Source organism: Streptomyces sp. NPDC101110 (assembly GCF_044759525.1).
In the GTDB taxonomy this organism is placed as follows: domain Bacteria; phylum Actinomycetota; class Actinomycetes; order Streptomycetales; family Streptomycetaceae; genus Streptomyces.
On sequence record NZ_JBIVZM010000017.1, the window covers coordinates 1 to 21,404 of the forward strand.

A 21,404-nucleotide genomic window follows, 5' to 3' on the forward strand; every position below is an offset into this window, starting at 1 on the left:
TAGATGTCGCAATCCACACCGAACCCAGAAGGCCCTCACCTGTTCAAGCACCCAGCACGCGTGTCACCAACGTCCCGGGACAGCACACCTAGGCCGGTTCAGCGCTGGTAGCGGGCCAGCACCAGGTTGCCGTCCCGCTCCAGCCGCCGGCGCAGCTCCCCGATGCCGATCGCCCCGCTGTAGTACTCCTGGAAGGCGGGCGTGGCGACCTTGTCCTTCCACTCCGGGTAGCCGCGTACGGACTGGGCCAGTGCCGGTCTCAGGTGCTCGGCCAGGGCCGTGCCGGTGCCCCAGCCGTCCTTTCGCCGGTGCAGGGCGGGGTCCTTCAGGGCCTGCTCACCCGTGGGCAGCATCCAGTCGCCGAGGGCGAGCCGGACCATGTTCGCCGGCCGGAGGAAGAAGTCGAGGAACTGCGCGGCCTCCTTCTTGTGCCGGCAGTCCTCGGCGATGGAGAGGGTCTGCGGGCTGACGCCCTGGGTGAGCCCGGCGGCGCCCGCGGGGGCGGGCAGCACCTGCCACTCGAAACCCTTCGGGGCCTGCTGCGCGATCTGCTGGCGGTAGGAGAAGCCCAGCGGGACCATCGCGTACCGGCCCGCGAAGAAGCCGGGCAGCGTGTCGGAGCCACCGCTGCCCAGAGTCGTCGGCGAGGCGCTGCGGTCGGTGTTCGCCTGATCGTGGACGGTACGCGGCACCACCTCGTCGGCCGCCCCGAACCGGATCGTCACCTTGCCGTCCGGGCCCCGGTGGAAGAGCTGTCCGCCCGCCGACAGGGAGAGGTTGAGCGTGGCGGAGACGGGTTCCTTCAGGGGCCAGGCGACGCCGAACCTGCCCGGGCCGCTGAGGCGTTCGGTGATACTGCGGAACTCGCCCCAGCTCCAGGGCTGTTCGGGGGTCGGTATCCGCACTCCGGACCGCCGCAGCCACTTGGCGTTGGCGATCAGCACTCGGGGTTCCTGGAGGAACGGCACGCCGTAGACGCCGTCCCCGAAGGTGGCCGTCTCCCAGCTGCGCCGCGGGATGTCCGACGTGAGCCGGGCGGGCAGCAGCCCGGAGAGGTCGGCCAGGTAGCCGCCGTGGGCGAAGTCCGCGAGGTCGTCCGAGGCGTCGTGGACGATGTCGGGTGCCTCGCCGCCCTCGAACGCGGTCAGGAGCTGGTCGTGGACGCTGTCCCAGGAGCCCTGGACGTACTCGACCCGGACGCCCGGGTGGGTGGCGTTCCACTCCTTCACCAGCTGTTTGTTGGCCTCGACGGACTCCTCCTGCCAGGCCAGGGACTGGAACCGCAGCGTGATCCGGCCGTCGTCACGGGTGCCTCCGGCGGAGCAGCCGCCGAGCAGCAACAGCAGGACGAGGGCCAGCAGGCGTGTGCGCATCAGCTCTTCACCGCCCCCGTGAGCATGCCGCCGGTGATCCGCCGCTGGATGAGCGCGAAGACGGCCAGGGAGGGCAGGGTCGCGAGGAACGCGGCCGCCGCGAGCGGGCCGAGGTCGGCGACGCCCTCGGCACCGATGAAGTGGGTGAGGACCACCGGGAGGGTCTGTTTCTCCGGTGTCTTGAGGAGCACGAGCGCGAAGAAGAACTCGTTCCACGCGGTGATGAACGCGAACAGTCCGGTCGCCACGATGCCCGGCGCGAGCAGCGGAGCGGTCACCGACACCAGCGTCCGCACCCGGCCCGCCCCGTCGACCGCCGCGGCCTCCTCCAGCTCGGGTGGCACCGCCCGCACGTATCCGGTGAGCATCCACAGCGCGAAGGGCAGCGCCCACACCACGTACACCAGCACCAGCCCGGGCACGGAGTCGATCAGGCGGAGGTTCTTCAGGACGAGGAAGAGCGGGATGATCAGCAGGACGAAGGGGAACGCCTGGCTGACGACCACCCAGCTCGTCACCGCCTTCGTGAGCCGGGTGCGGCGGCGGGCGAGGACGTAGGCCGTCGGAGTCGCGATGAGCACGGCGACGACCGCCGCCGCGAGCGTGGCGACCAGGGAGTTGAAGGCGGCCCGCAGCAGCGGCTGTTCGCTGAAGGCCTGCCGGAAGTTGTCGAGGGTGGGATCCTCGGGGATCCAGGTGGGGTGCAGGCTGCCGAGTTCGCGCGGCGGCTTGAACGCGGTGGAGACCAGCCAGAGGAAGGGGAAGGCGAGGAAGACGAGGTAGGCGAGCAGCGCGGCGTACCGGCCGGCGCGGGCCGGGGTGGCGGTCCTCACGTCCGGTCACCTCCCCTGAGGTGTCCGGCGAGGAAGACGGCCAGGGCGATCGAGATCACGGCCACCATCACGCACCCCATCGCCGCCGCGTAGCCGAACTGCCCGTACCGGAAGGCCTCTTCGTAGGCGAAGAGCATGGGCAGCCGAGTCCGGCCTCCAGGTCCGCCGTTGGTCAGCACATAGACCAGGGCGAAGGAGTTGAAGTTCCAGATCATGTTGAGCGCGGTGATCGCGAGGGCGATCGGCTTGAGGGCGGGCCACGTCACCGTGCGGAAGCGGCGCCAGGCGCCCGCGCCGTCGACGGCCGCCGCCTCGTGCAGTTCGCGCGGGGTGTTCTGCAGCCCGGCGAGCAGTGCGACCGTCGTCTGCGGCATGCCCGCCCAGACGCCGACCATGATCACCGCGGGCAACGCGGTCGCCGGGCCACTGAGCCAGTCCCGGCCGTCGCCCAGGCCGAGGTCGCGCAGGGTCTCGTTGAGGATGCCCGCATCGGGGTTGTAGACGAGCCGCCACATGACGCCGACGACGACCTCGGGCATGGCCCAGGGGATGATCGCCAGGGCGCGGGCCAGCCAGCGCAGCCGCAGGTCCTGGTTGAGCAGCAGGGCGAGGCCCAGCGCCAGGAGGAACTGCGGCACTGTGACGCCGATCGCCCACACCAGCCCGATCCGGAACGACTCCCAAAACAGCGTGTCGTGCAGCAGGTCCCGGAAGTTCAGGGCGCCGATCCACTGTGTGGGTTCGGTGCGGCCCGCCTGGGCGTCGGTGAGGGCCAGCAGGATGCCGTACAGCAGCGGCCCGACGCTGAGGACGAGGACGGGGATCAGGGCGGGCAGCACCAGGAACCAGGCACCGTGGTCGACGCCCGGCCCGGGCCGGCCGGGGCCGGGTCTGCGGCGGGCGCGCCACCCCGGTGGCGAGGGCGGCGAAGGGGGTGCGGCCTCGGTCACCGATGTCACGGAATCAGCCCCTCTGCACGGCTCGCCGGCCCGGTCATGCTCGTGCAGGCCTTCTGCCTCGTCAAGGCACCGCGTACACCGTCCGACCTGTGCCGATGCGACACTGGCCGGTGGATGGCCGGAACCCGACGGCCGGGGCGTGGACGACGGAGGCGGACGATGGACGAGGCACGGGCACGGGACGTACTGGACGCGGCAGGGGTGCTGTCCGGTGCGGTCCGCGAGGCGCGGCTGCTCGCCCTGGGCGAGAACGCGGTGTTCGCCGCCGGTGACCTGGTCGTCAAGGTCGGCCGGGACGCGGAGCTCCTCGACCGGGCGCGCCACGAACTGGACGTCGCCCAGTGGCTCGCCGGGGCGGGTGTGCCGGCGGTGCGGGCAGCCGAGCCGGAGGCGCTGCTGGTCGACGGGCATCCGGTGACGGTGTGGCACCGGCTGCCCGATGCCGTGCGGCCCGCCGAGCCGCGGGATCTGGCCGAACTGCTGCGGGTCGTGCACGCCACGCCTCTTCCTCCCTTCGAACTCCCGGCCCGCGATCTGCTGGGCGGTGTGGAGCGGTGGCTGCGGCTCGCGGGGGACGCTGTCGATCCCGCGGACGCGGCGTATCTGCGCGAGCGCCGGGACGGGTTCGCCGCCCGGGCCGCCGCGCTCACGCCGCATCTGCCGCCGGGGCCGATCCACGGGGACGCGCTGCCGCGCAATGTGCACATCGGACCCGACGGGCCCGTGCTGGTGGATCTGGAGACGGTGTCCGCGGATCTGCGGGAGCACGACCTCGTGGTGATGGCGCTGTCCCACGACCGGTACGGGATGCCGGACGAGGCGTACGCGTCGTTCACCGAGACCTACGGCTGGGACGTACGCGGCTGGGAGGGTTGCGGGGTGCTGCGCGGCGCACGGGAGACGGCCAGTTGCGCGTGGGTGGCGCAGCACGCGCCGGGCAACCCCAAGGCGCTGGCCGAGTTCGAGCGGCGGGTGCGGTCCCTCAGGGACGGGGACGAGACGGTGCGGTGGTACCCGTTCTGACGGCCGGCGAGCCCTCCCGGACCGGTACCCCGGCCAACTCCCTCAGGGGCCAGGCCCCGTCGACCGAGGCCGTGGGGTCGCCCTTGCCGCGCAGGAAGCTCTGGAAGTCCGCAGCCCACTGCGCGTACCACTCGATCTGACGGTGGTGCAGGGCCGCCGGGCCGAGGGTGGCGATCTTGGGGTGGCGGTCGGCTATCGCACCGGCCAGGCGGGCCGCCGCCAGGGCGTCGGCCATGGCGTCGTGGGCGGTGTCGAGGACGACGCCGTACTCGGCGCAGACCGCTTCCAGGTTGCGTTTGCCGCGGCGGTAGCGGTCGACCCAGCGGTCGATGGTGTAGGGGTCGATGACCGGGGCCGGGTCCACGCCGCCCAGGCGGTCCCGCAGGGACGGCAGCCCGTGGCGCCGCAACTCCGCGGAGAGCAGGGTGAGGTCGAACGTCGCGTTGTAGGCGACGACCGGGACGCCCGACTTCCAGTAGGAGGTGAGGACGTCCGCGAGGGCGTCCGCCACCTGGTCGGCCGGTCTGCCCTCGGCCGCCGCCCGCTCGTTGCTGATGCCGTGCACCGCCACCGCGTCCTCGGGAATCGGCACCCCGGGGTCGGCCAGCCACTCGCGGTGCCCCATCGGCTCTCCGCCCCTGACCTCGATCACGGCCCCCGTGACGATGCGCGCCTCGCGCGGATCCGTACCCGTCGTCTCCAGGTCGAAGCCGACCAGCAGCTCCCGGTGCCAGCCCATGGGCGGTCCCCCTTCTTGTGGTGCGTTCCCCCAGTGGTAGCCACCTTCGCATGCACCACTGACAATCAGAGGATCGCGTTCCGCTCATGCCCGGCGCGGGCCGGAGAACCACCGTGCACCGGGACCCACTTCATGACACCGGCCGCGAATCCGCCCACATCACCTCGAACTCCTCGCGATAGGTGGGGAAGAGGCCGCTTTCGTCCGCCTCGCCCGACTTCACCACCTTGCTGCCGTTGCGCAGCACGAACACCGGCGCCTCCATGCCCCGGGTGCGGCGCAGATAGCTCTGCACGACCGCGATGCCGTCCGCGCCGTCCCCGTCCACCAGGTACGCCGTGAAGCGGGGCGTCTCGTCGAAGACCTGGATCTCGAAGGCGCCGGGGTCGCGCAGCCGGGCGCGGACCCGGCGCATGTGCAGGATGTTCATCTCGACGGCCCGGCTGAGTTCGCCGCGCTTGATGCCCAGTTCGCGCTCGCGGCGCTTGACCGCGCTGGAGGCCGGGTTGAGGAAGAGCAGCCGGACCCGGCAGCCGGACTCGGCCAGCCGCACCAGGCGCCTGCCGGAGAAGTTCTGCACGAGCAGGTTGAGGCCGATGCCAATGGCGTCGAGACGGCGTGCGCCGCCGAAGATGTCCTCGGCCGGGAACTGCCGCATCAGCCGCACCCGGTCCGGGTGCACGGCGACGACGTCGGCGTACCGGTCACCGACCAGGTCCTCGACCGCGTCGACGGGCAGCCGGCGTGCCGAGGGCACGTCACCGCCCGCGCCGAGCATCTCCAGCAGCCGGGCGGAGGCCCGCTCGGCCTGGTTCAGCACGGCCTCGGACAGGGCCCGGTTGCGGGAGACGACGTTGCGGGTGACCTCCAGCTCGTCCAGGGCGAGCTCGACGTCCCTGCGGTCGTCGAAGTACGGCTCGAAGCAGGGCCAGTGCTGCACCATCAGCTCGCGCAGCTGCGGCAGGGTGAGGAAGGAGAGGACGTTGTCGTCGGCCGGGTCGAGCAGATAGCCCTTGCGGCGGCTGACCTCGCGGACCGCGACCGCGCGCTGCACCCACTCCTGGCCGGCCGGTCCGGCGGCGGCCACCACCCAGTCCTCGCCGTGCACGGGTTCGTAGACGGGCCGCAGCACGGCGGCGACGACCGCGCGCAGCCGCTGCTCGACCAGGTTCAGCCAGATGTAGGCCCGGCCGGCCCGCTGGGCGCGGGTGCGCACCTCGCGCCAGGCGTCGGCGTTCCAGTCCAGTTCCGGGCCGATCGAGCCCGTCGCGTCCATCGGCCGTGCCAGGGACACGGCTCCGGTCGGGACATCTGTGGAGTTCCCCTCGTGACCCTCGTCACCAGGGGGCAGCTCCAGCCCTCCCGAGCCCACCCGCGCACCGCCTTCCGCTCCCCCGCACACTGCCCTTGTCAACGATCAAGGAAGGGTACTCCGGGAGCGGTCGGCGGTGCAGCCGGATGGGCAGGCTGATTCTCAACCCCGGGGCCGCCAGTGCCCGTTCTGCCATCCGAGCTCGGCCGGAGTGAGCGGATTCATGGCCGTGACGTCGCGCGGGACGATGGAGAAGCCCTGCCAGTGGACGGGCATGGGCTGCTGGTCCTCGTCCCGGGCTATGTGGTGGAAGCCGATGTTCGTCCAGACCACCGGGTGGGTCAGGGTCTGCCCGTTGACCCACTTGTCGACGGACTTCCCGGCGCCCGCGCCGCAGGCTCCGGGGTTGTTGCTGGCGAAGAGTTCGCACTTGTTGTACTGCGTGACGTACACGTCGTGCTTGGTGTAGCCGCGTCCCGGGTACCTGGTGGTGGGTCCGGGGACGATCTCGTAGGAGCGCGCGTGTCCGTCCTTGTTCTTGCCGGTGGCGCTGACCATGCGCCACCACCGGTAGCTCTTGCTGTCTCCGGCCAGCTCCTTGGTGACCTTGGTGCGGGTCGTCTTGACGGTGGGCGCGCGCTGACCACGGGTGGGGGCGGAGACGGTGGAGTCGTACTGCTCGACCCTGTTCTTGGTGGAGCCGTCCAGGGCGAAGTCGAGCCGCCAGAAGACGTTGTGGCTGTGACTGGTGGCCCTGGCGCTCGCCCCCTTGCCGATGGGCCACCCCCGGCCGTCGCCGGCGTCGTAGTCGTCCCAGGACAGACTGCCGGTCGCGCCGACGTTCATGGTGATGGTGCCGTCGTCCTGGAAGCGCCACTCGGTCATGTACTCGTACCAGCCGACCTGGTTCACCGTGTAGACGAGCAGGTCCTTGCCCTCGGCCTGGAAGACCTTGTTCGCGGTGTCGCCCTGCATGCGGTAGGCGTGGCCGCGGGATCGGGTGGTGGTGCACAGGCCCTTGACGTTCGGGTCCTCGTTCCAGGAGTCCGGGACCTTGACCGTCTTGATGGTGCCGCCGGGGCACTCGCCGGGTGCCAGGTTCATCAGGCCCTGGGCGAAGTCGAAGCCGGTGAGGTCGTCGTACTCGACCTTGCCGTCGTCGTAGGGGACGTGGATCTGGCCGAGGCGGGCGCTGTTGAGGACCTTGATCCGTTTGGGTTCGCCCTTGGGCTGGTACGAGATGTCGTCCAGCACGAGGCCGGCCTTGCCATCGTAGCGCCAGCACATCCGCCAGGTGGTGCCCGAGGAGAGCTTCTGCTCGATGCGGTAGGCGGCGCTGCAGTCGGCGGCCGGGGCGGGGGCGGCCTGCGGCCGGGCGGTGGCCGGTCCCGCCCCGGCCGTGGCGCCCGCGGCCAGCGCGGCCACGGTCAGGCCCACGGCCGCCCGCGTGCGGGCCTTGCTGTTGCTGTTCACGCGCATGACGAGATGACTCCCTGACGAGGAGGAGCGAGGGTGGACGGTGAGTGAAGCGGGCGGATCAGCGGCCGAGCCGGGCGACCTTGCGGCCGCTCAGGTCGATCACGAGCGACCTGGCGTCGACCCACGGACCGTTCTTGATCTTCGGGAACAGCCGGACGCAGCGGTGCTCCCCGCACTTGTCGAGCACGGCGGGCTGGGCGCCCGGCGCGGCCCGGTAGACGGCTCCGCTGAGCTGGAGCTGGTCGGGCGAGGTGAGCGCCTTGCCGGTGGCGTCCTTGTAGTCCGCCTTCAGGCCCGCGCCGAGCGGGTCGGCGATCAGAAGGCCGGCCGCCTCGGCCTTTTCGGCGCGGCTCAGCGGCGGCTGGACGCCGTGCCGGGTGTCGGTGTGCACCACCTTGCCGGAGCCGAGATCGACGGTACGGGTGACGAGGGTGTCGTCCCGGTAGTCGTAGAACGTCACGTCGGCGCGCCGGGGTGCGTCCGACCCGGCGGCCTCGTCGGCCTCGGGTTCGGCCAGATCGACGCCGAGGCGCTGCGGGCCCCGTTCCCCGTCGACGCTCTCACTGCTGCTGAACAGCTGCCGGCTGAGGGCGATCTTCTCGGCCCGCTCCAGCTCGTCGCCGGTCAGCGGATCGCTGCCCTCGCCCCTCTGCCCTTCGGAAGGGGCCGCCTCGACGACACCCGGTGCCACGGCCCGGCCGCCCGCCCGCGCGGCGCCCGCCCCCTGCGGGACGGACCGCCCCGCCCGGGTCCCGCTCTCGTCCGCCCCCGCCGTGCCCGGCAGGGTCACCGCCACCATCACAGCGGTCCCGGCCACCGCGATGGCCGTACCGGCCACCATCTTGCCCAGGTGGCGGTGCACTATGTTGCGCACGTTTTCCCCTTACTCCCCCAAGCCCCGGGAGTACGTGTCTGCCCCAATGGTTCGGCATATCGCGTATGCACTGGTCACTCGGTAGGAGGGAGATAAGTCATAGGAGGTTCCCTCACTTTCGGGGAGACTCGGGACCAAGGCGTCCCCACCGGCGCCGCACACCTGAAAGAGTCGTATCCATGCAGGTCTGGCCTGGCGAGGCGTATCCACTCGGTGCCACGTACGACGGCGCCGGTACCAACTTCGCGGTCTTCACGGAGGCCGCGGACCGAGTAGAGCTGTGTCTGCTGCACGACGACGGCTCGGAGACGGCGATCGAGCTCCGGGAGAGCGACGCGTTCGTACGGCACGCGTACGTGCCGGGCATCATGCCCGGGCAGCGGTACGGGTTCCGGGTGCACGGCCCGTACGCGCCGGAGCGCGGGCTGCGCTGCAACTCCGCGAAGCTGCTGCTCGACCCGTACGCGCGTGCGATCAGCGGTTCGATCCGCTGGGGCGAGGAGGTCTACGGCTACCACTTCGACGATCCCGACCGGCGCAACGATCTCGACTCGGCGCCGCACACCATGACATCGGTCGTGGTCAACCCCTACTTCGACTGGGGCGACGACCGCCGCCCGCGTACCGAGTATCACCACACGGTGATCTACGAGGCCCACGTCAAGGGCCTCACCATGCGGCACCCGGGCCTCCCGGAGGAGCTGCGCGGCACGTACGCGGCCCTCGCGCACCCGGCGATCATCGAGCACCTCACGGAGCTCGGGGTCACGGCCCTGGAGCTGATGCCCGTGCACCAGTTCGTGAACGATCACCGGCTGGTCGACATGGGCCTGAACAATTACTGGGGCTACAACACGATCGGCTTCTTCGCCCCGCACAACGCCTACGCGTCCTGGGGCGACCGGGGCCAGCAGGTGCTGGAGTTCAAGTCCGCGGTGAAGGCGCTGCACGAGGCCGGGATCGAGGTGATCCTCGACGTGGTCTACAACCACACCGCCGAGGGCAACCACCTGGGCCCGACCCTGTCCTTCAAGGGCCTGGACAACGCGCGCTACTACCGGCTGACGGACGACCCCCGCTACTACATGGACACGACAGGGACCGGGAACTCCCTGCTCATGCGCTCGCCGCACGTGCTCCAGCTGATCATGGACTCGCTGCGGTACTGGGTCACGGACATGCACGTCGACGGGTTCCGCTTCGACCTGGCGGCGACGCTGGCCCGCCAGTTCCACGAGGTGGACCGGCTGTCGTCGTTCTTCGACCTGGTGCAGCAGGACCCGGTGGTCTCCCAGGTCAAGCTGATCGCCGAGCCCTGGGACGTGGGCGAGGGCGGCTACCAGGTGGGGAACTTCCCGCCGCTGTGGACCGAGTGGAACGGCAAGTACCGGGACACCGTGCGCGACCTGTGGCGGGGCGAGCAGCGCACGCTCGCGGAGTTCGCCTCGCGGCTGACCGGCTCCTCCGACCTCTACCAGGACGACGGACGCCGCCCGCTGGCCTCGATCAACTTCGTCACCTGCCACGACGGCTTCCCGCTGCACGACCTGGTGGCCTACAACGACAAGCACAACGAGGCCAACGGCGAGGACAACCGGGACGGCGAGAGCCACAACCGGTCCTGGAACTGCGGGACCGAGGGCGAGACCGACGACCCGGACGTGCTGCGGCTCCGCTCCCGGCAGATGCGGAACTTCATCGCGACGCTGATGCTGTCCCAGGGCGTGCCCATGATCAGCCACGGCGACGAGTTCGCCCGCACCCAGGGCGGCAACAACAACGCCTACTGCCAGGACAACGAGCTGTCCTGGGTCGAGTGGCCGGAAGCGGACGAGGACGCGCAGGACGGTGCGGACACCGGGCTGCTGGACTTCACCCGCGCGATGGTGTGGCTGCGCCGCAACCACCCCGTCTTCCGCCGCCGGCGCTTCTTCCACGGACGGCCCGTGGAGGGCACGCACGACGACCTGTCCGACATCGCCTGGTTCACTCCCGACGGCCGGGAGATGACCCAGCGGGACTGGGACTCGGCGCAGGCGTCGGCGCTGACGGTGTTCCTCAACGGCAACGCGATCTCCGAGCCGGGCGCGCGCGGGGAGCGCATCACCGACGACTCGTTCCTGCTGATGTTCAACGCCTCGCCGAAACCGCTGGAGTTCGTCGTCCCGGTCAACCACGGGCGGCAGTGGGAGGTCGTGGTCGACACCGCCCTCGCCGACGGCGTGCCCCCGGACACCGGTCCCAAGGTGCAGGCCGGGGACCGGCTGACCCTGGCGGACCGGAGCATGACGGTGCTGCAACGGCCCGTGTGACCGCCCCCCGCGCGCGTCGCCCGGAAAGCCACTCGTCCGGGCGACGCGCGGCGCACCTGCCGCGGGAGATGACACGAACGGCGGCAGGGCGGGTACGTACGTTTCCATGACACCTGAGCGACTTGACCTGGTGGTGCCCACGGCCACGTACCGGCTGCAGCTGCAGCCCGAGTTCCCGTTCGGAGCAGCCGCGGCCGTCGTGCCGTACCTGGCCTCGCTCGGCGTCTCGCACCTGCACCTGTCCCCCGTGCTGGAGGCGGTGCCGGGCTCGACGCACGGCTACGACGTCGTCGACCACGCGCGCGTGCGCGCGGAGCTGGGCGGCGAGGAGGGGCTGCGGGCGCTTGCGCGCACCGCGCGCGAGCACGGTCTCGGTCTGGTGGTGGACATCGTCCCGAACCACATGGCCATGGCCCCGCGGCACAACCGCGCCCTGTGGGAGGTGCTGCGGGAGGGCCCGAAGTCGCCGTACGCCCGGTGGTTCGACATCGACTGGGAGGCGCAGGGCGGCCAGGTGCTGCTGCCGGTCCTCGGCGGGCCGCTCGCCGAGGTGCTCGACGAGCTGCGTGTCGACGGTGACGTGCTGCGCTACTACGACCACGTCCTGCCGCTGCGGGAGGGCACCGAGGACCTGCCGCTGCCGCATCTGCTGGACGCGCAGTGGTACCGGCCGGTCTGGTGGCGGCTGGCCCGGACCGAGCTCAACTACCGGCGGTTCTTCAGCATCTCGGAGCTCATCGGGGTGCGGGTGGAGGACCCGGAGGTGTTCGAGGCCACCCACGACAAGATCCTCGGGCTGCTGCACGAGGGCGTGATCGACGGGCTGCGCATCGACCACCCCGACGGGCTCGCCGACCCCGACGGCTACCTCCGCCGGCTGCACGAGGCGACCGGGGGCCGCTGGACGGTCGTGGAGAAGATCCTCGCCGACGGCGAGCACCTGCCGGCGTCCTGGCCCGTCGCGGGAACCACCGGCTACGACGCCCTGCGGCACGTGGACGGGGTGTTCACGGACCCGGCCGGGTTCGGGGACCTGCTGGGGCTCTACCGGCGCTTCGCCGCCCCGCAGACGGACCGGGGCGGGCAGTGGGAGGCGACGGTGCGCAGGGCGGCGTACAAGGTCCTCACGCACGAGCTGGCGACCGAGACCGACCGGCTCACCCGGGTGGTGAGCCGGCTGTGCGCGACCTCCCCGGAGCCCGCCCTGCGCGACCGCGCCCCCTGGGCGCTGCGCACCGCCCTCCAGGAGCTCCTGGTCCGCATGGAGGTCTACCGGCCCTACGAGTCCGTGGACGCCGCGGCCGTGGTCACCGAGGAGGCCGCCGCCGAGGCCCGCCACGCCTTCGCCGTCCCCGAGGAGGCCGGTGCGGTGGACGTGGTACGGGACCTGGTGCTGGGGCGCTACGGCGACGACCCCGGGCAGCTGGAGTTCCGGACGCGGTTCGCGCAGACCTCGTCGGCGCTGCGGGCCAAGTCCGTGGAGGACACCGCGTTCTACCGGTACCTGCCCCTGCTGTCGGCGACCGAGGTGGGCGGGAACCCGGGTGCTCCGGCCCTGTCGCCGGAGGAGTTCCACGCGTACTGCGCGCGCCTGCAGCGCGACTGGCCGGTCACCGGCACGGTCGCGACGACGCACGACACCAAGCGCAGCGCGGACGTCCGGGCGGCGCTGCACGTGCTCACCGAGTGCCCGGACCGCTGGGCGGACGTGCTCACGGAGGTCACCCGCACCGGGGAGGGCGTGCCGGACGCACAACTGGCGTGGGCGGCCTGGCAGACGGTGTTCGGGCTGGGGCCGGACCGGGAGGCGCCGGAGCGGGTGCGGGGGGCGCTGCTGAAGCACGTGCGGGAAGCGGGCCTGTATACGAGCTGGACCGAGCAGGAGCCGCCGTACGAGGAGGCGGTGGAGGCGTTCGTGGCGGCCGGGCCGTGCGGGGCGCCGGGTGAGCGGATCGCCGAGTTCCGCACGTCGCTGGCGCCGCACATCCGGGCCAACGTGCTGGGTACGGCCCTGGTGCAGCTGACGATGCCGGGCGTCCCGGACGTCTACCAGGGCACGGAGGCGGAGTACCGGGCGCTGGTCGACCCGGACAACCGGCGGGCGGTGGGCTTCCCGCCCGGGGAGTCCGGCGGCACCTCCGGGGAGAAGACCGCGGTGACACGGGCGGCGCTCGGGCTGCGGGCCCGGCGGCCCGGCTCCTTCGGTGACACGGCGACGTACATGCCGCTGCCGGCCGAGGGACCGGCGGCGGCGCACTGCCTGGCCTTCGTCCGCTCCGGTGCGGTGCTGACGGCCGTGACCCGGCTGTCCCTGCGGCTCGCGGAGGCGGGCGGCTGGCGGGAGACGCGGCTGCCGCTGCCGCCGGGCCGCTGGGCGGACGTGCTGCGGCCGGGGCGCGAGTTCTCGGGGCACGCGCGCGTGGCGGAGCTGTTCGCCGAGCTGCCGGTGGCATTGCTGGAACGGGTGGGTGACTGAGGTCAGGCGACCGCGGGGCCGTCCTGCGGGCAGTCCTCGTAGACGGGCAGCGAGGCCCTCGGGCGCGGCCAGGACGTCCGCAGCAGGCCGACGAACCTCTCCGCCGCGCCGGTCGGCGGCAGGCGCGAGAAGACCGTGAGGGTGCGCCGCCAGGCCGGGTCGGGGGTGAGGACGACACAGCCCCCGCCGACCGCGTCGCGGACCAGGTGGGCGGGGGCGGCGCAGACGCCGACCCCGGCGGCGGCCATCCGCACCGCTGTCGAGGTGTGCTCGGTGAACACGGCGGTGCGCGGGGTGAAGCCCGCGCGGCCGCACGCCCAGTCGAGGAAACGCTCCCCGTGGACGACCGGCTCCATGGCGCAGCGGATCCAGGGGCGGTCGGCCAGCTCCGGCAGGGTCACGGTCGTCCGGTCCGCGAAGCGGTCGTCGAAGGGCACCACGAGGACGATCTCCTCCTCGCCCACGGGGAAGACGGGGCCCGGCGGGTCGGCCGGCGCCGGGCCGACGGCGAGGTCGACGGTGCCGCGCCCGATCTGTTCCTCCAGCGCCTCGGCGGTGGCGTACTCGTGGAGGTGCAGCAGTACGCGGGGGTGGGCGGCGCGCCAGCGGGCGAAGACGTCCGGGAGGACACCGACCGCGACGGAGTGGACGGCGGCGATGTGGAGTTCACCGCCCTCGGCGCCGGCCGCGGCGCGGGCCGCGCGGCGGGCCTGTTCGGCGCTGCGCACCGCGAGTTCGGCGTGCGGGCGGAAGGCCCGTCCCATCGCCGTCAGTCGCACGCCCCGCGGCAGGCGCTCCAACAGGGCCCCGCCCACGGTCCGTTCCAGGGCCTTGACCTGGTGGGAGAGCGCGGGCTGCGAGACGTGCAGCAGCTCCGCCGCGCGGGTGAAGGACGCCTCCTCGACGACCGTCAGGAAGTACTCCATCTGGCGCAGGCTCACGGCCCCTCCCCCATAAACGTCCTGCATCGAATCCACAAAAACATTGCCTTGGACGCATGGCAAGGGCGGGGTGGAGGCTGAGGGCATGGACTCATCGGACGTCATCGTCATCGGCGGCGGCACGGGTGGTTACAGCACCGCCCTGCGCGCCGCGGACCTCGGCCTCGAGGTCGTGCTCGTCGAGCGGGACAAGGTCGGCGGGACGTGCCTGCACCGCGGCTGCGTCCCGAGCAAGGCGATGCTGCACGCGGCCGAACTCGTCGACGGGATCGCCGAGGCCCGCGAACGCTGGGGTGTGAAGGCGACCCTGGACGCGATCGACTGGTCCGCCCTGGTGGCGACCCGCGACGACATCGTGGCCCGCAACCACCGGGGGGTCCAGGCGCGTCTCGCGCGCGCGGGGGTGCGGGTGCTGGCGGGCGACGCGCAGCTCACCGGGCCGCGCTCGGTGCGGGTGACCGGCACGGGCACCCCGGGCGGCGGCCGTGTGGACCCGCACGGCGAACCCGGCGTGCGCGAACTCTCCGCGCGCCGTGGGCTTGTTCTGGCCACCGGCTCACGGCCGCGCACACTTCCGGGGCTCGAGCCGGACGGGCGGCGCGTGGTGACGAGCGACGACGCGCTCTTCGCCCCGGGCCTCCCGGCGTCCGTGCTGGTGCTCGGGGGCGGCGCGATCGGCGTGGAGTACGCCTCGTTCCACCGCTCCCTGGGCGCCGAGGTCACTCTGGTGGAGGCCGCCGACAGGATCGTGCCTCTGGAGGACGCGGAGGTGAGCCGTCATCTGACCCGGGGTCTGAAGAGGCGCGGCGTCGACGTGCGGGCGGGCGCCCGTCTGCTGGACGCGGAGGTACTCGGCGACGGGGTGCGCGCCCGCGTGCGCGGCGCCCGCGGCGAGACCGTCACGGTGGAGGCCGAACGGCTGCTGGTCGCGGTCGGGCGGGCGCCGGTCACCGACGGTCTGGACGTGGCCGCCGCCGGGCTCGCCACGGACGCGCGCGGGTTCGTCGTTCCGGCCGACTGGGACCGGCTGGAGACGGCTGTGCCCGGTGTCCACGTGGTGGGCGACCTGCTGCCGCCACCGTCGCCCGGACTGGCCCACGCGTCGTTCGCGGAAGGCCTGCTGGTGGCCGAGACGCTGGCGGGCGTGCCGTCCCCGCCGGTCGACTACGCGGCCGTGCCCCGGGTCACGTACTCGTCGCCGCAGACGGCGGCGGTCGGCCTGAGCGAGGCCGGGGCACGCGCGCGGGGCCACGAGGTGGAGACCGACTCCATGCCGCTGACGGCCGTGGCGAAGGGCATGGTGCACGGGCAGGGCGGGATGGTGAAGGTCGTCCGTGAGACCGGCGGGCGGGTGCTGGGCGTGCACCTGGTCGGTCCGCACGTGTCGGAGCTGATCGCCGAGAGTCAGCTGGTCGTCGGCTGGGACGCCGAACCCTCCGACGTGGCCCGGCACGTCCACCCGCACCCGACCCTGTCCGAGGCGGTCGGCGAGGTGTTCCTCACCCTGGCGGGGCGGGGGCTGCACCGGCGGTGAACGGCGGGCCGTGCTTCCGGGCGCCCCCTGGCGACTCCCTCGTCGCGCCCTTGACACCGCACCATGGCCGTGGGGTACTGCGATGGCGAACTCGGGCGGATGTGACGGGGGTGAGTGTCCTGCCGGAGCTGCGCTACCCGACGGTGACCGAACAGGTCTCAGCTGCCCGGGCGTTGACCGCTCAGCGCCCCGGGGTGTGCACCCTGCGGCAGGTGGGCGCCTCACGCGCGGGCAGGCCCCTGCACCTGCTGTCCGTGGGCCACGCCCGCCGTGCCGTCCTGGTGGTCGCGGGCGCCCACGCCAACGAGCCGACCGGCTCCTGCACGCAGCTCGACCTCGCCCGGCGGGTCCTGGAGCAGCGGGAGCTGCGCGACGGCGTCTCCTGGCACTTCCTGCTGTGCGCGGACCCCGACGGGGCGAGCCTGCACGTGACACCGGCGCCGCGCAGCCTCTTCGACTACCACCTGGGGTTCTTCCGGCCCGCCGGCCCCGAGCAGCCCGAGTGGGCGCCCTCGGTGCTGCCGCCGGACCGGTTGCCGCCCGAGACGCGGGCCCTGACGGGCGTCATCGACGAGCTGCGCCCCTACCTCCAGGTCACCCTGCACGGCACGGACCTGGGCGGCAGCTGGGTGCAGCTGACGAGGGACGTGCCCGGGCTGGCCGAGCCGTTCGCGAAGTCGGCGGCCGAGCTGCACATCCCGGTGGAGACCGGCGCCTCCGACGCCGCCGGATGGCCCGCGTCGGGGCCGGGCGTGCACGTGATGCCGGCGCCTGGGATCGGACCGGCGTACCCGAGCCTGCCGGACGACGCGCGGCACAGCACCTGGTACCACGCCCACCGGTACGGCGGGCTGACCGCGGTGGTCGAAGTGCCGATGTGGGCGAGCGACCTGGTGGACGACCCGGCTCCGCATCCGGCTCCGGCGGCGGCGATCGGGCGGCTGGCCCGCCGGCTGCAGCGTGACGCGCTGGAGGTGACGCGCGTGCTGGACCAGGCGCTGCCTCGGCTGGCGGACCTGGACGGTCCGTTGCTGCGGGCCGCGCGGTGGGGACTCGAGCTGGTGCCGGGGCTGGCCTCCGACCTGCTGCACACCCCGCCCGCCGATCTCACCCGGGCGTACGTCGGCAGCGTGGACGCGTTCGCGCGCCGTGTACCGCTGCGGGCGGCGGCCATGCTGCTGCGGGTGCTGCGCGGGACCGACGACCGGGCGGCGGAGCAGCTCGAAGAGCTCGTGTCGACCTGGAGCGACGCCTTCGCGGAGCGTTTCCGCGCCCGCTGGGTGCCTTTGGAACACCAGGTGGAGCACCAGTCCCGCACGGTCGTCGCGGCGGCGCTGCACGCCCGTGAGAGGGCGTGGTAGGGCCCGTACGGGGCGTACCGGGTACCGCGGGTGGCCGCCGAGCGGGGCCGGCCGGTGGGACAGGGGCCGGTACGGCCCGACGGCCACGGGCCACCCGGCTCAGTCGCGCTGCATCGGCACCGGCTCGCCCGGCCCGGGGCACGCGCGCGCGTGCCGGCCGGCCAGCTCGAACGCGGCGATCACCACGCGGGCCTGGTACTCCGCCTGGCGGGCGACCGGGATCCAGCGCGCCCCGCAGCCGTCGCGGTAGTCGGCGCACCACTGGTCGATCAGCCGGTCCAGCTCCGGCAGCGCCCCGGCCGGATCCCGGCCGGTGGCCCGGACGAGCTGGTGCAGCAGCCCCGCGGTGCGCAGCGCGAGCCGCCGCCCGGAGATCCGCAGGGCGACCAGGTGGGCGGTGCTCAGGGGCGGGAGGGGATGGGCCGGGCTGTCGCCGGTTTCGGGGTCCCAGGCGTCGGCGAGGCCGGGACAGACCAGCAGGTAGTCGTCGACCGGGGCCAGCAGACGGGCCGCGTCGGGCACGGCGGCGAGGTGCGGCCGGATCAGGGTCAGCAGGTGCCGCAGGAGGCCGGCGTCGTGGCGCAGGGTGCGGCTGACGGCGCGGAGCACGGCGTCCCGGTCCGCGGCCGGGGAGGCGTCCGCCACGGCCGGCACGCCCCACATGGGCGCCTCGACGACCGCGGTGACGGTGCCGTGCCGGTACGGGTGGAACCAGGTGGACTCGACGGCGGCCTCCGTGATGGCCGCGACCAGGTCGGCCCGGCGCGGCGGCGGGATGCGGTAGACGGCGGGCCCGAGGCCGGGCCAGTACAGGGCGTCGTACGCGCCGAGTTCGCGCGGGATGCCGAGCCGGGCGGCGATGTGGGCCAGGCGCCGGTCGAGGCCCGGAAGGTCGTGGGTGAGTTCGACGAAGCCGCCGCCGACGTCGACGCCGTGCAGGGAGCACTGGAGGAACGGGCGCAGCTCGTCCTGGAGGTCGAGCAGGGCCCGGGTCTCGGGCAGGGCGGCTCCGGCCGCGCCGTCGGGCAGCCACTCGGGCTGTTCGAAGAAACCGGGCCGGAAGAAGTTCCGGGCGTACTGGCCGAGGGTGTACGGGCCGGACAGCCAGCCCTCGTTGCGGCGCGAGCCGTCCGGATCGAGGCACAGCAGCAGGTTCCAGGTGGCATCGGCGCCCTCGGTGAGCCGCGGGTCGGCCAGGGCCCGCTCGGCCAGTCGCAGCACGGTGGCGCCGCCCACCGGTTCGTTGGCGTGCGGGCCTGCGACGACCAGGGCCTGACGGCTGCCGTGCCCCACCGAGAGCAACCACATGGGAGTGCCGGCGCGGGAGGTGCCGACCCGGCGCAGCCGTGCATCACGGGGGTGGCGGGCGACGAGGGCGGCGGCCCGGATGCCCAGTTCGTCGACGGTCGGGAAGCGCAGCAGGGGCGGCAGGGCACACCTCCCCGATGCGAAGCCGTCGGTTCACCAGCTGTAGATGGTGTACGCACAGTGAGTCACGACTTCGGGAGCGCGTCAACACCGTGAACCGCAAAGGGTTTTCGGCCAAGGTCACCGGGCCGGCGGTCGGCAAGGCCCAGGCCGGGACTGAGGTGTGACTCCGTTTCCGGTCAGCCGGACGACAGCCGGAACGTCATCCGGCCGAAGCCCACTTGGTCGCCCGCTCGGACGACGGCCGCGCCGACGACGCGCCGGCCGTTCACCGTCGTGCCATTGGTGGAGCCGAGGTCCCGCAGCACCCACAGACCGCCCTGGTGGCGGAGTTCGGCGTGGACGCGCGAGACCGTCTCGTGGTTGAGGCGCAGTCCGCTGGCGGGGTCGCGCCCTATGCGCAGCGGATGTCCGAGCGACGGGTGGGGCAGCTGCAGTTTGGGCAGCCGCTCGGCCTGCCAGGCCCTGCGCAGCCGCAGCGAGAATCCGGAGACCGCCTCGACGGTGCCGAACACCAGGCGCGAGACGCGGCTCTCGGTGCGCAGGTCGGCGGTGAGCACGGCGAGTTCGTCCGGGCGGCGGGCGGCGAGCGCCAGCTCCATGCGGCGGACGAACGTGTCATGGGAGAGGCGGCCCACGGCGACGCCATCGCGGAGCACCTTCAGCACCCGGTCGCGCTCCGCGTCGGAGAGCCGCGCGGGGGACGTGTTGAACTCGAAGGACGACGTCACGCTGGTGATTGTCGGGCAGCGCGAGCGGGCTGTCCAGAAAACGGGAAATCGGCCGCCACACGCGCGTACCCGGCGGGACCCGCCGCAAATGGGTGGATGCCCCGGCGGATTGATCTCTTTTGGCGCACCATGGACGGGCTACATCACGGTGAGCAGACGAAGGGGAACCGTCCGTGCAGTTCGAGGTGTGGGCACCACAGGCCGGCCGAGTGACGCTCAGGTGCGACGACGTCACGCACAAGTTGGAGCGCGATCCGGAACGAGCGGGGTGGTGGCGGGGCGAGGCCGATGCGCGCGAGGGATCCCGGTACGGATTCGCGCTCGACGACGGGCCCGTGCTGCCCGATCCGCGGTCGCGGCGGCAGCCGGACGGCCCGGACGGGCTGAGCGCGGTCGTCGACCACGAGCGGTACACGTGGCGCGCGCGGTGGCGGGGGCGGCCGCTGCCCGGCGCGGTGCTGTACGAGCTGCACGTGGGGACGTACACCCGCGAGGGCACCCTGGACGCGGCCGCCGAACGGCTCGGCCATCTCGCCGAGCTGGGCGTCACCCATGTGCAGCTGATGCCGCTGTGCCCCTTCCCGGGGACGCACGGCTGGGGTTACGAGGGGGTGTCGCTGTGGGCGGTGCACGAGCCGTACGGCGGGCCCGAGGCGCTGAAACGCTTCGTCGACCGGGCCCACGAACTCGGCCTGGGCGTGGTGCTCGACGTGGTGCACAACCACTTCGGGCCGTCCGGGAACTACCTGCCCGTCTTCGGCCCGTACCTCACGGACACCCACCACACCCCCTGGGGGGCCGCGGTCAACCTGGACGCGCCCGGCTCGGACGAGGTGCGCGCGTATCTGATCGGCAGCGCGCTGGCGTGGCTGCGCGACTACCGGATCGACGGGCTGCGCCTGGACGCGGTGCACGCGCTGGTGGACACGCGCGCGTACCACTTCCTGGAGGAGCTGTCGGCGGCCGTGGACACCCTGGCCGCGGAGACGGACCGGCCGCTGTTCCTGGTGGCCGAGTCGGACCTGAACGACCCGCGGCTCATCACCTCCCGCGCCGAGGGCGGCCTCGGACTGCACGCCCAGTGGAACGACGACTTCCACCACGCCCTGCACACCACGCTGACCGGCGAGTCGCAGGGCTACTACGCCGACTTCGCGCGTGCCCGGATCGGCGGGCTCGCCAAAACCCTGACCGGCGGCTACTTCCACGACGGGTCGTACTCCAGCTTCCGGCAACGGCACCACGGGCGCCCGCTGGACCGCACGCGGGTGGCCGGGCACCGGCTGCTCGGCTACGGCCAGACCCACGACCAGGTCGGCAACCGCGCCCAGGGGGACCGCCTTTCGGCCCTGCTCTCCCCCGGGCTGCTGGCGTGCGCGGCCACGCTGATCCTGACGGCACCCTTCACGCCGATGCTCTTCATGGGCGAGGAATGGGCGGCCGGCACGCCTTGGCAGTTCTTCACCGACCACACCGACCCGGAGCTCGCGGACGCGGTACGCCGGGGCAGGCGGCGGGAGTTCGCCGCGCACGGCTGGAAGGAGGAGGACGTGCCGGACCCGCAGGACCCGGCGACCCGGGACCGCTCCTGCCTCGACTGGTCCGAGCCGGAGCGCGAGCCCCACGCGCGCATGCTGGCCTGGTACCGGAGCCTCCTCGCCCTGCGCCACGAGCAGCCGGACCTGACCGACCCCGACCTCGCCGACACCAGGATGGCCTTCGACGAGGAGCGGCGCTGGATCGCCTTCCGGCGCGGGGACGTCCTGGTGGCGGTGAACCTGGCCGCCGAGCCGGCAGACCTGCCGCTCGGCGTGCCGCACGCGCGCGTGCTGGCGGCGTGGGAGCCGGTGGACGGGCCCGGGGAGGACGGCGTGGTGCGGCTGCCCGGGGAGTCGGCCGTGGTGCTCGCGCAGGACTGAGGACCGGGGAGGTCAGCGGAGTTTCGCGTCCTGTGCCTCGATCACGGGCGTGAGGAGCGCCGGCCTCCCGATGTGGGCACCGCCCAGCCGCGGTGCACACGGTGACGGTG

General features: G+C 72.9%; 16 protein-coding genes. 6 read left to right on the forward strand and 10 right to left on the reverse strand.

Translation table 11 applies throughout. The features are described from left to right. Window positions 1–98 precede the first annotated feature (98 nt). Genes ACIQU3_RS31785 through ACIQU3_RS31795 form a run of 3 tightly spaced genes read right to left on the reverse strand, consistent with a single transcriptional unit; the run spans window position 99 to window position 3,165 of the window. Complete coding sequence (locus tag ACIQU3_RS31785) at window positions 99–1,373, reverse strand: ABC transporter substrate-binding protein (protein WP_403929052.1); 1,275 nt, start codon at window positions 1,371–1,373, stop codon at window positions 99–101. After that, window positions 1,373–2,206, reverse strand: coding sequence for a carbohydrate ABC transporter permease (locus ACIQU3_RS31790; RefSeq protein WP_403929055.1), 834 nt, complete (start codon window positions 2,204–2,206; stop codon window positions 1,373–1,375). Before ACIQU3_RS31790 ends, ACIQU3_RS31785 begins: the two co-directional genes overlap by 1 nt. Continuing rightward, window positions 2,203–3,165, reverse strand: a complete 963-nt coding sequence (locus ACIQU3_RS31795; protein ID WP_403929058.1) for a carbohydrate ABC transporter permease — start codon at window positions 3,163–3,165, stop codon at window positions 2,203–2,205. The genes ACIQU3_RS31790 and ACIQU3_RS31795 overlap by 4 nt, the downstream gene beginning before the upstream one ends. A gap of 159 nt (window positions 3,166–3,324) precedes the next feature. Between ACIQU3_RS31795 and ACIQU3_RS31800 the strand changes: the two genes are divergently transcribed. Further along, a complete protein-coding gene (locus tag ACIQU3_RS31800) occupies window positions 3,325–4,188 on the forward strand; it encodes a phosphotransferase enzyme family protein (RefSeq protein WP_403741053.1) in 864 nt (287 codons plus the stop codon). On the opposite strand, the gene ACIQU3_RS31805 is transcribed toward ACIQU3_RS31800, so the two are convergent. From ACIQU3_RS31805 to ACIQU3_RS31820, 4 genes are all read right to left on the reverse strand, one after another. After that, a complete protein-coding gene (locus ACIQU3_RS31805) occupies window positions 4,148–4,927 on the reverse strand; it encodes a 3'-5' exonuclease (protein ID WP_403741056.1) in 780 nt (259 codons plus the stop codon). The two genes, ACIQU3_RS31800 and ACIQU3_RS31805, sit on opposite strands and share 41 nt — an antisense overlap. A gap of 130 nt (window positions 4,928–5,057) precedes the next feature. Beyond that, complete coding sequence (locus ACIQU3_RS31810) at window positions 5,058–6,329, reverse strand: SAV2148 family HEPN domain-containing protein (protein WP_403741574.1); 1,272 nt, start codon at window positions 6,327–6,329, stop codon at window positions 5,058–5,060. Window positions 6,330–6,401: 72 nt separating this feature from the next. After that, on the reverse strand, window positions 6,402–7,718 hold the full coding sequence (locus ACIQU3_RS31815; protein ID WP_403741058.1) for a copper amine oxidase: 1,317 nt from the start codon (window positions 7,716–7,718) through the stop codon (window positions 6,402–6,404). 58 nt (window positions 7,719–7,776) lie between these two features. Then, entirely contained in the window at window positions 7,777–8,592 is an 816-nt protein-coding gene (locus ACIQU3_RS31820; RefSeq protein WP_403741061.1) for a Tat pathway signal sequence domain protein, read from the reverse strand. Window positions 8,593–8,771: 179 nt separating this feature from the next. Between ACIQU3_RS31820 and glgX the strand changes: the two genes are divergently transcribed. Both glgX and treY read left to right on the forward strand, forming a co-directional pair. Next, window positions 8,772–10,904 (forward strand): glycogen debranching protein GlgX, encoded by a 2,133-nt coding sequence (glgX, locus tag ACIQU3_RS31825; RefSeq protein ID WP_403741064.1) that lies wholly within the window; start codon window positions 8,772–8,774, stop codon window positions 10,902–10,904. 106 nt (window positions 10,905–11,010) lie between these two features. Further along, on the forward strand, window positions 11,011–13,380 hold the full coding sequence (gene treY, locus ACIQU3_RS31830; protein WP_403741067.1) for a malto-oligosyltrehalose synthase: 2,370 nt from the start codon (window positions 11,011–11,013) through the stop codon (window positions 13,378–13,380). A gap of 2 nt (window positions 13,381–13,382) precedes the next feature. Here treY and ACIQU3_RS31835 read toward each other — a convergent pair whose 3' ends face one another. Beyond that, window positions 13,383–14,321: a LysR substrate-binding domain-containing protein gene (locus ACIQU3_RS31835; protein ID WP_403741070.1), complete on the reverse strand. Its 939-nt coding sequence runs from the start codon at window positions 14,319–14,321 to the stop codon at window positions 13,383–13,385. 85 nt (window positions 14,322–14,406) lie between these two features. On the opposite strand from ACIQU3_RS31835, the gene lpdA reads away from it, so the two are divergent. Both lpdA and ACIQU3_RS31845 read left to right on the forward strand, forming a co-directional pair. Next, entirely contained in the window at window positions 14,407–15,855 is a 1,449-nt protein-coding gene (lpdA, locus tag ACIQU3_RS31840) for a dihydrolipoyl dehydrogenase (protein ID WP_403741074.1), read from the forward strand. A 110-nt stretch (window positions 15,856–15,965) separates the two neighbouring features. Then, window positions 15,966–17,216 (forward strand): M14 family zinc carboxypeptidase, encoded by a 1,251-nt coding sequence (locus ACIQU3_RS31845; protein WP_403741081.1) that lies wholly within the window; start codon window positions 15,966–15,968, stop codon window positions 17,214–17,216. Between the two features lie 99 nt (window positions 17,217–17,315). Here ACIQU3_RS31845 and ACIQU3_RS31850 read toward each other — a convergent pair whose 3' ends face one another. Together ACIQU3_RS31850 and ACIQU3_RS31855 are read right to left on the reverse strand one after the other, a co-directional pair. Beyond that, entirely contained in the window at window positions 17,316–18,647 is a 1,332-nt protein-coding gene (locus ACIQU3_RS31850) for a M14 family zinc carboxypeptidase (RefSeq protein WP_403741579.1), read from the reverse strand. Window positions 18,648–18,823: 176 nt separating this feature from the next. Further along, window positions 18,824–19,375, reverse strand: a complete 552-nt coding sequence (locus tag ACIQU3_RS31855; protein ID WP_403741086.1) for an FHA domain-containing protein — start codon at window positions 19,373–19,375, stop codon at window positions 18,824–18,826. A gap of 173 nt (window positions 19,376–19,548) precedes the next feature. Between ACIQU3_RS31855 and treZ the strand changes: the two genes are divergently transcribed. Then, window positions 19,549–21,294: a malto-oligosyltrehalose trehalohydrolase gene (gene treZ, locus ACIQU3_RS31860; RefSeq protein WP_403741089.1), complete on the forward strand. Its 1,746-nt coding sequence runs from the start codon at window positions 19,549–19,551 to the stop codon at window positions 21,292–21,294. The last annotated feature ends 110 nt before the right edge of the window (window positions 21,295–21,404 follow it).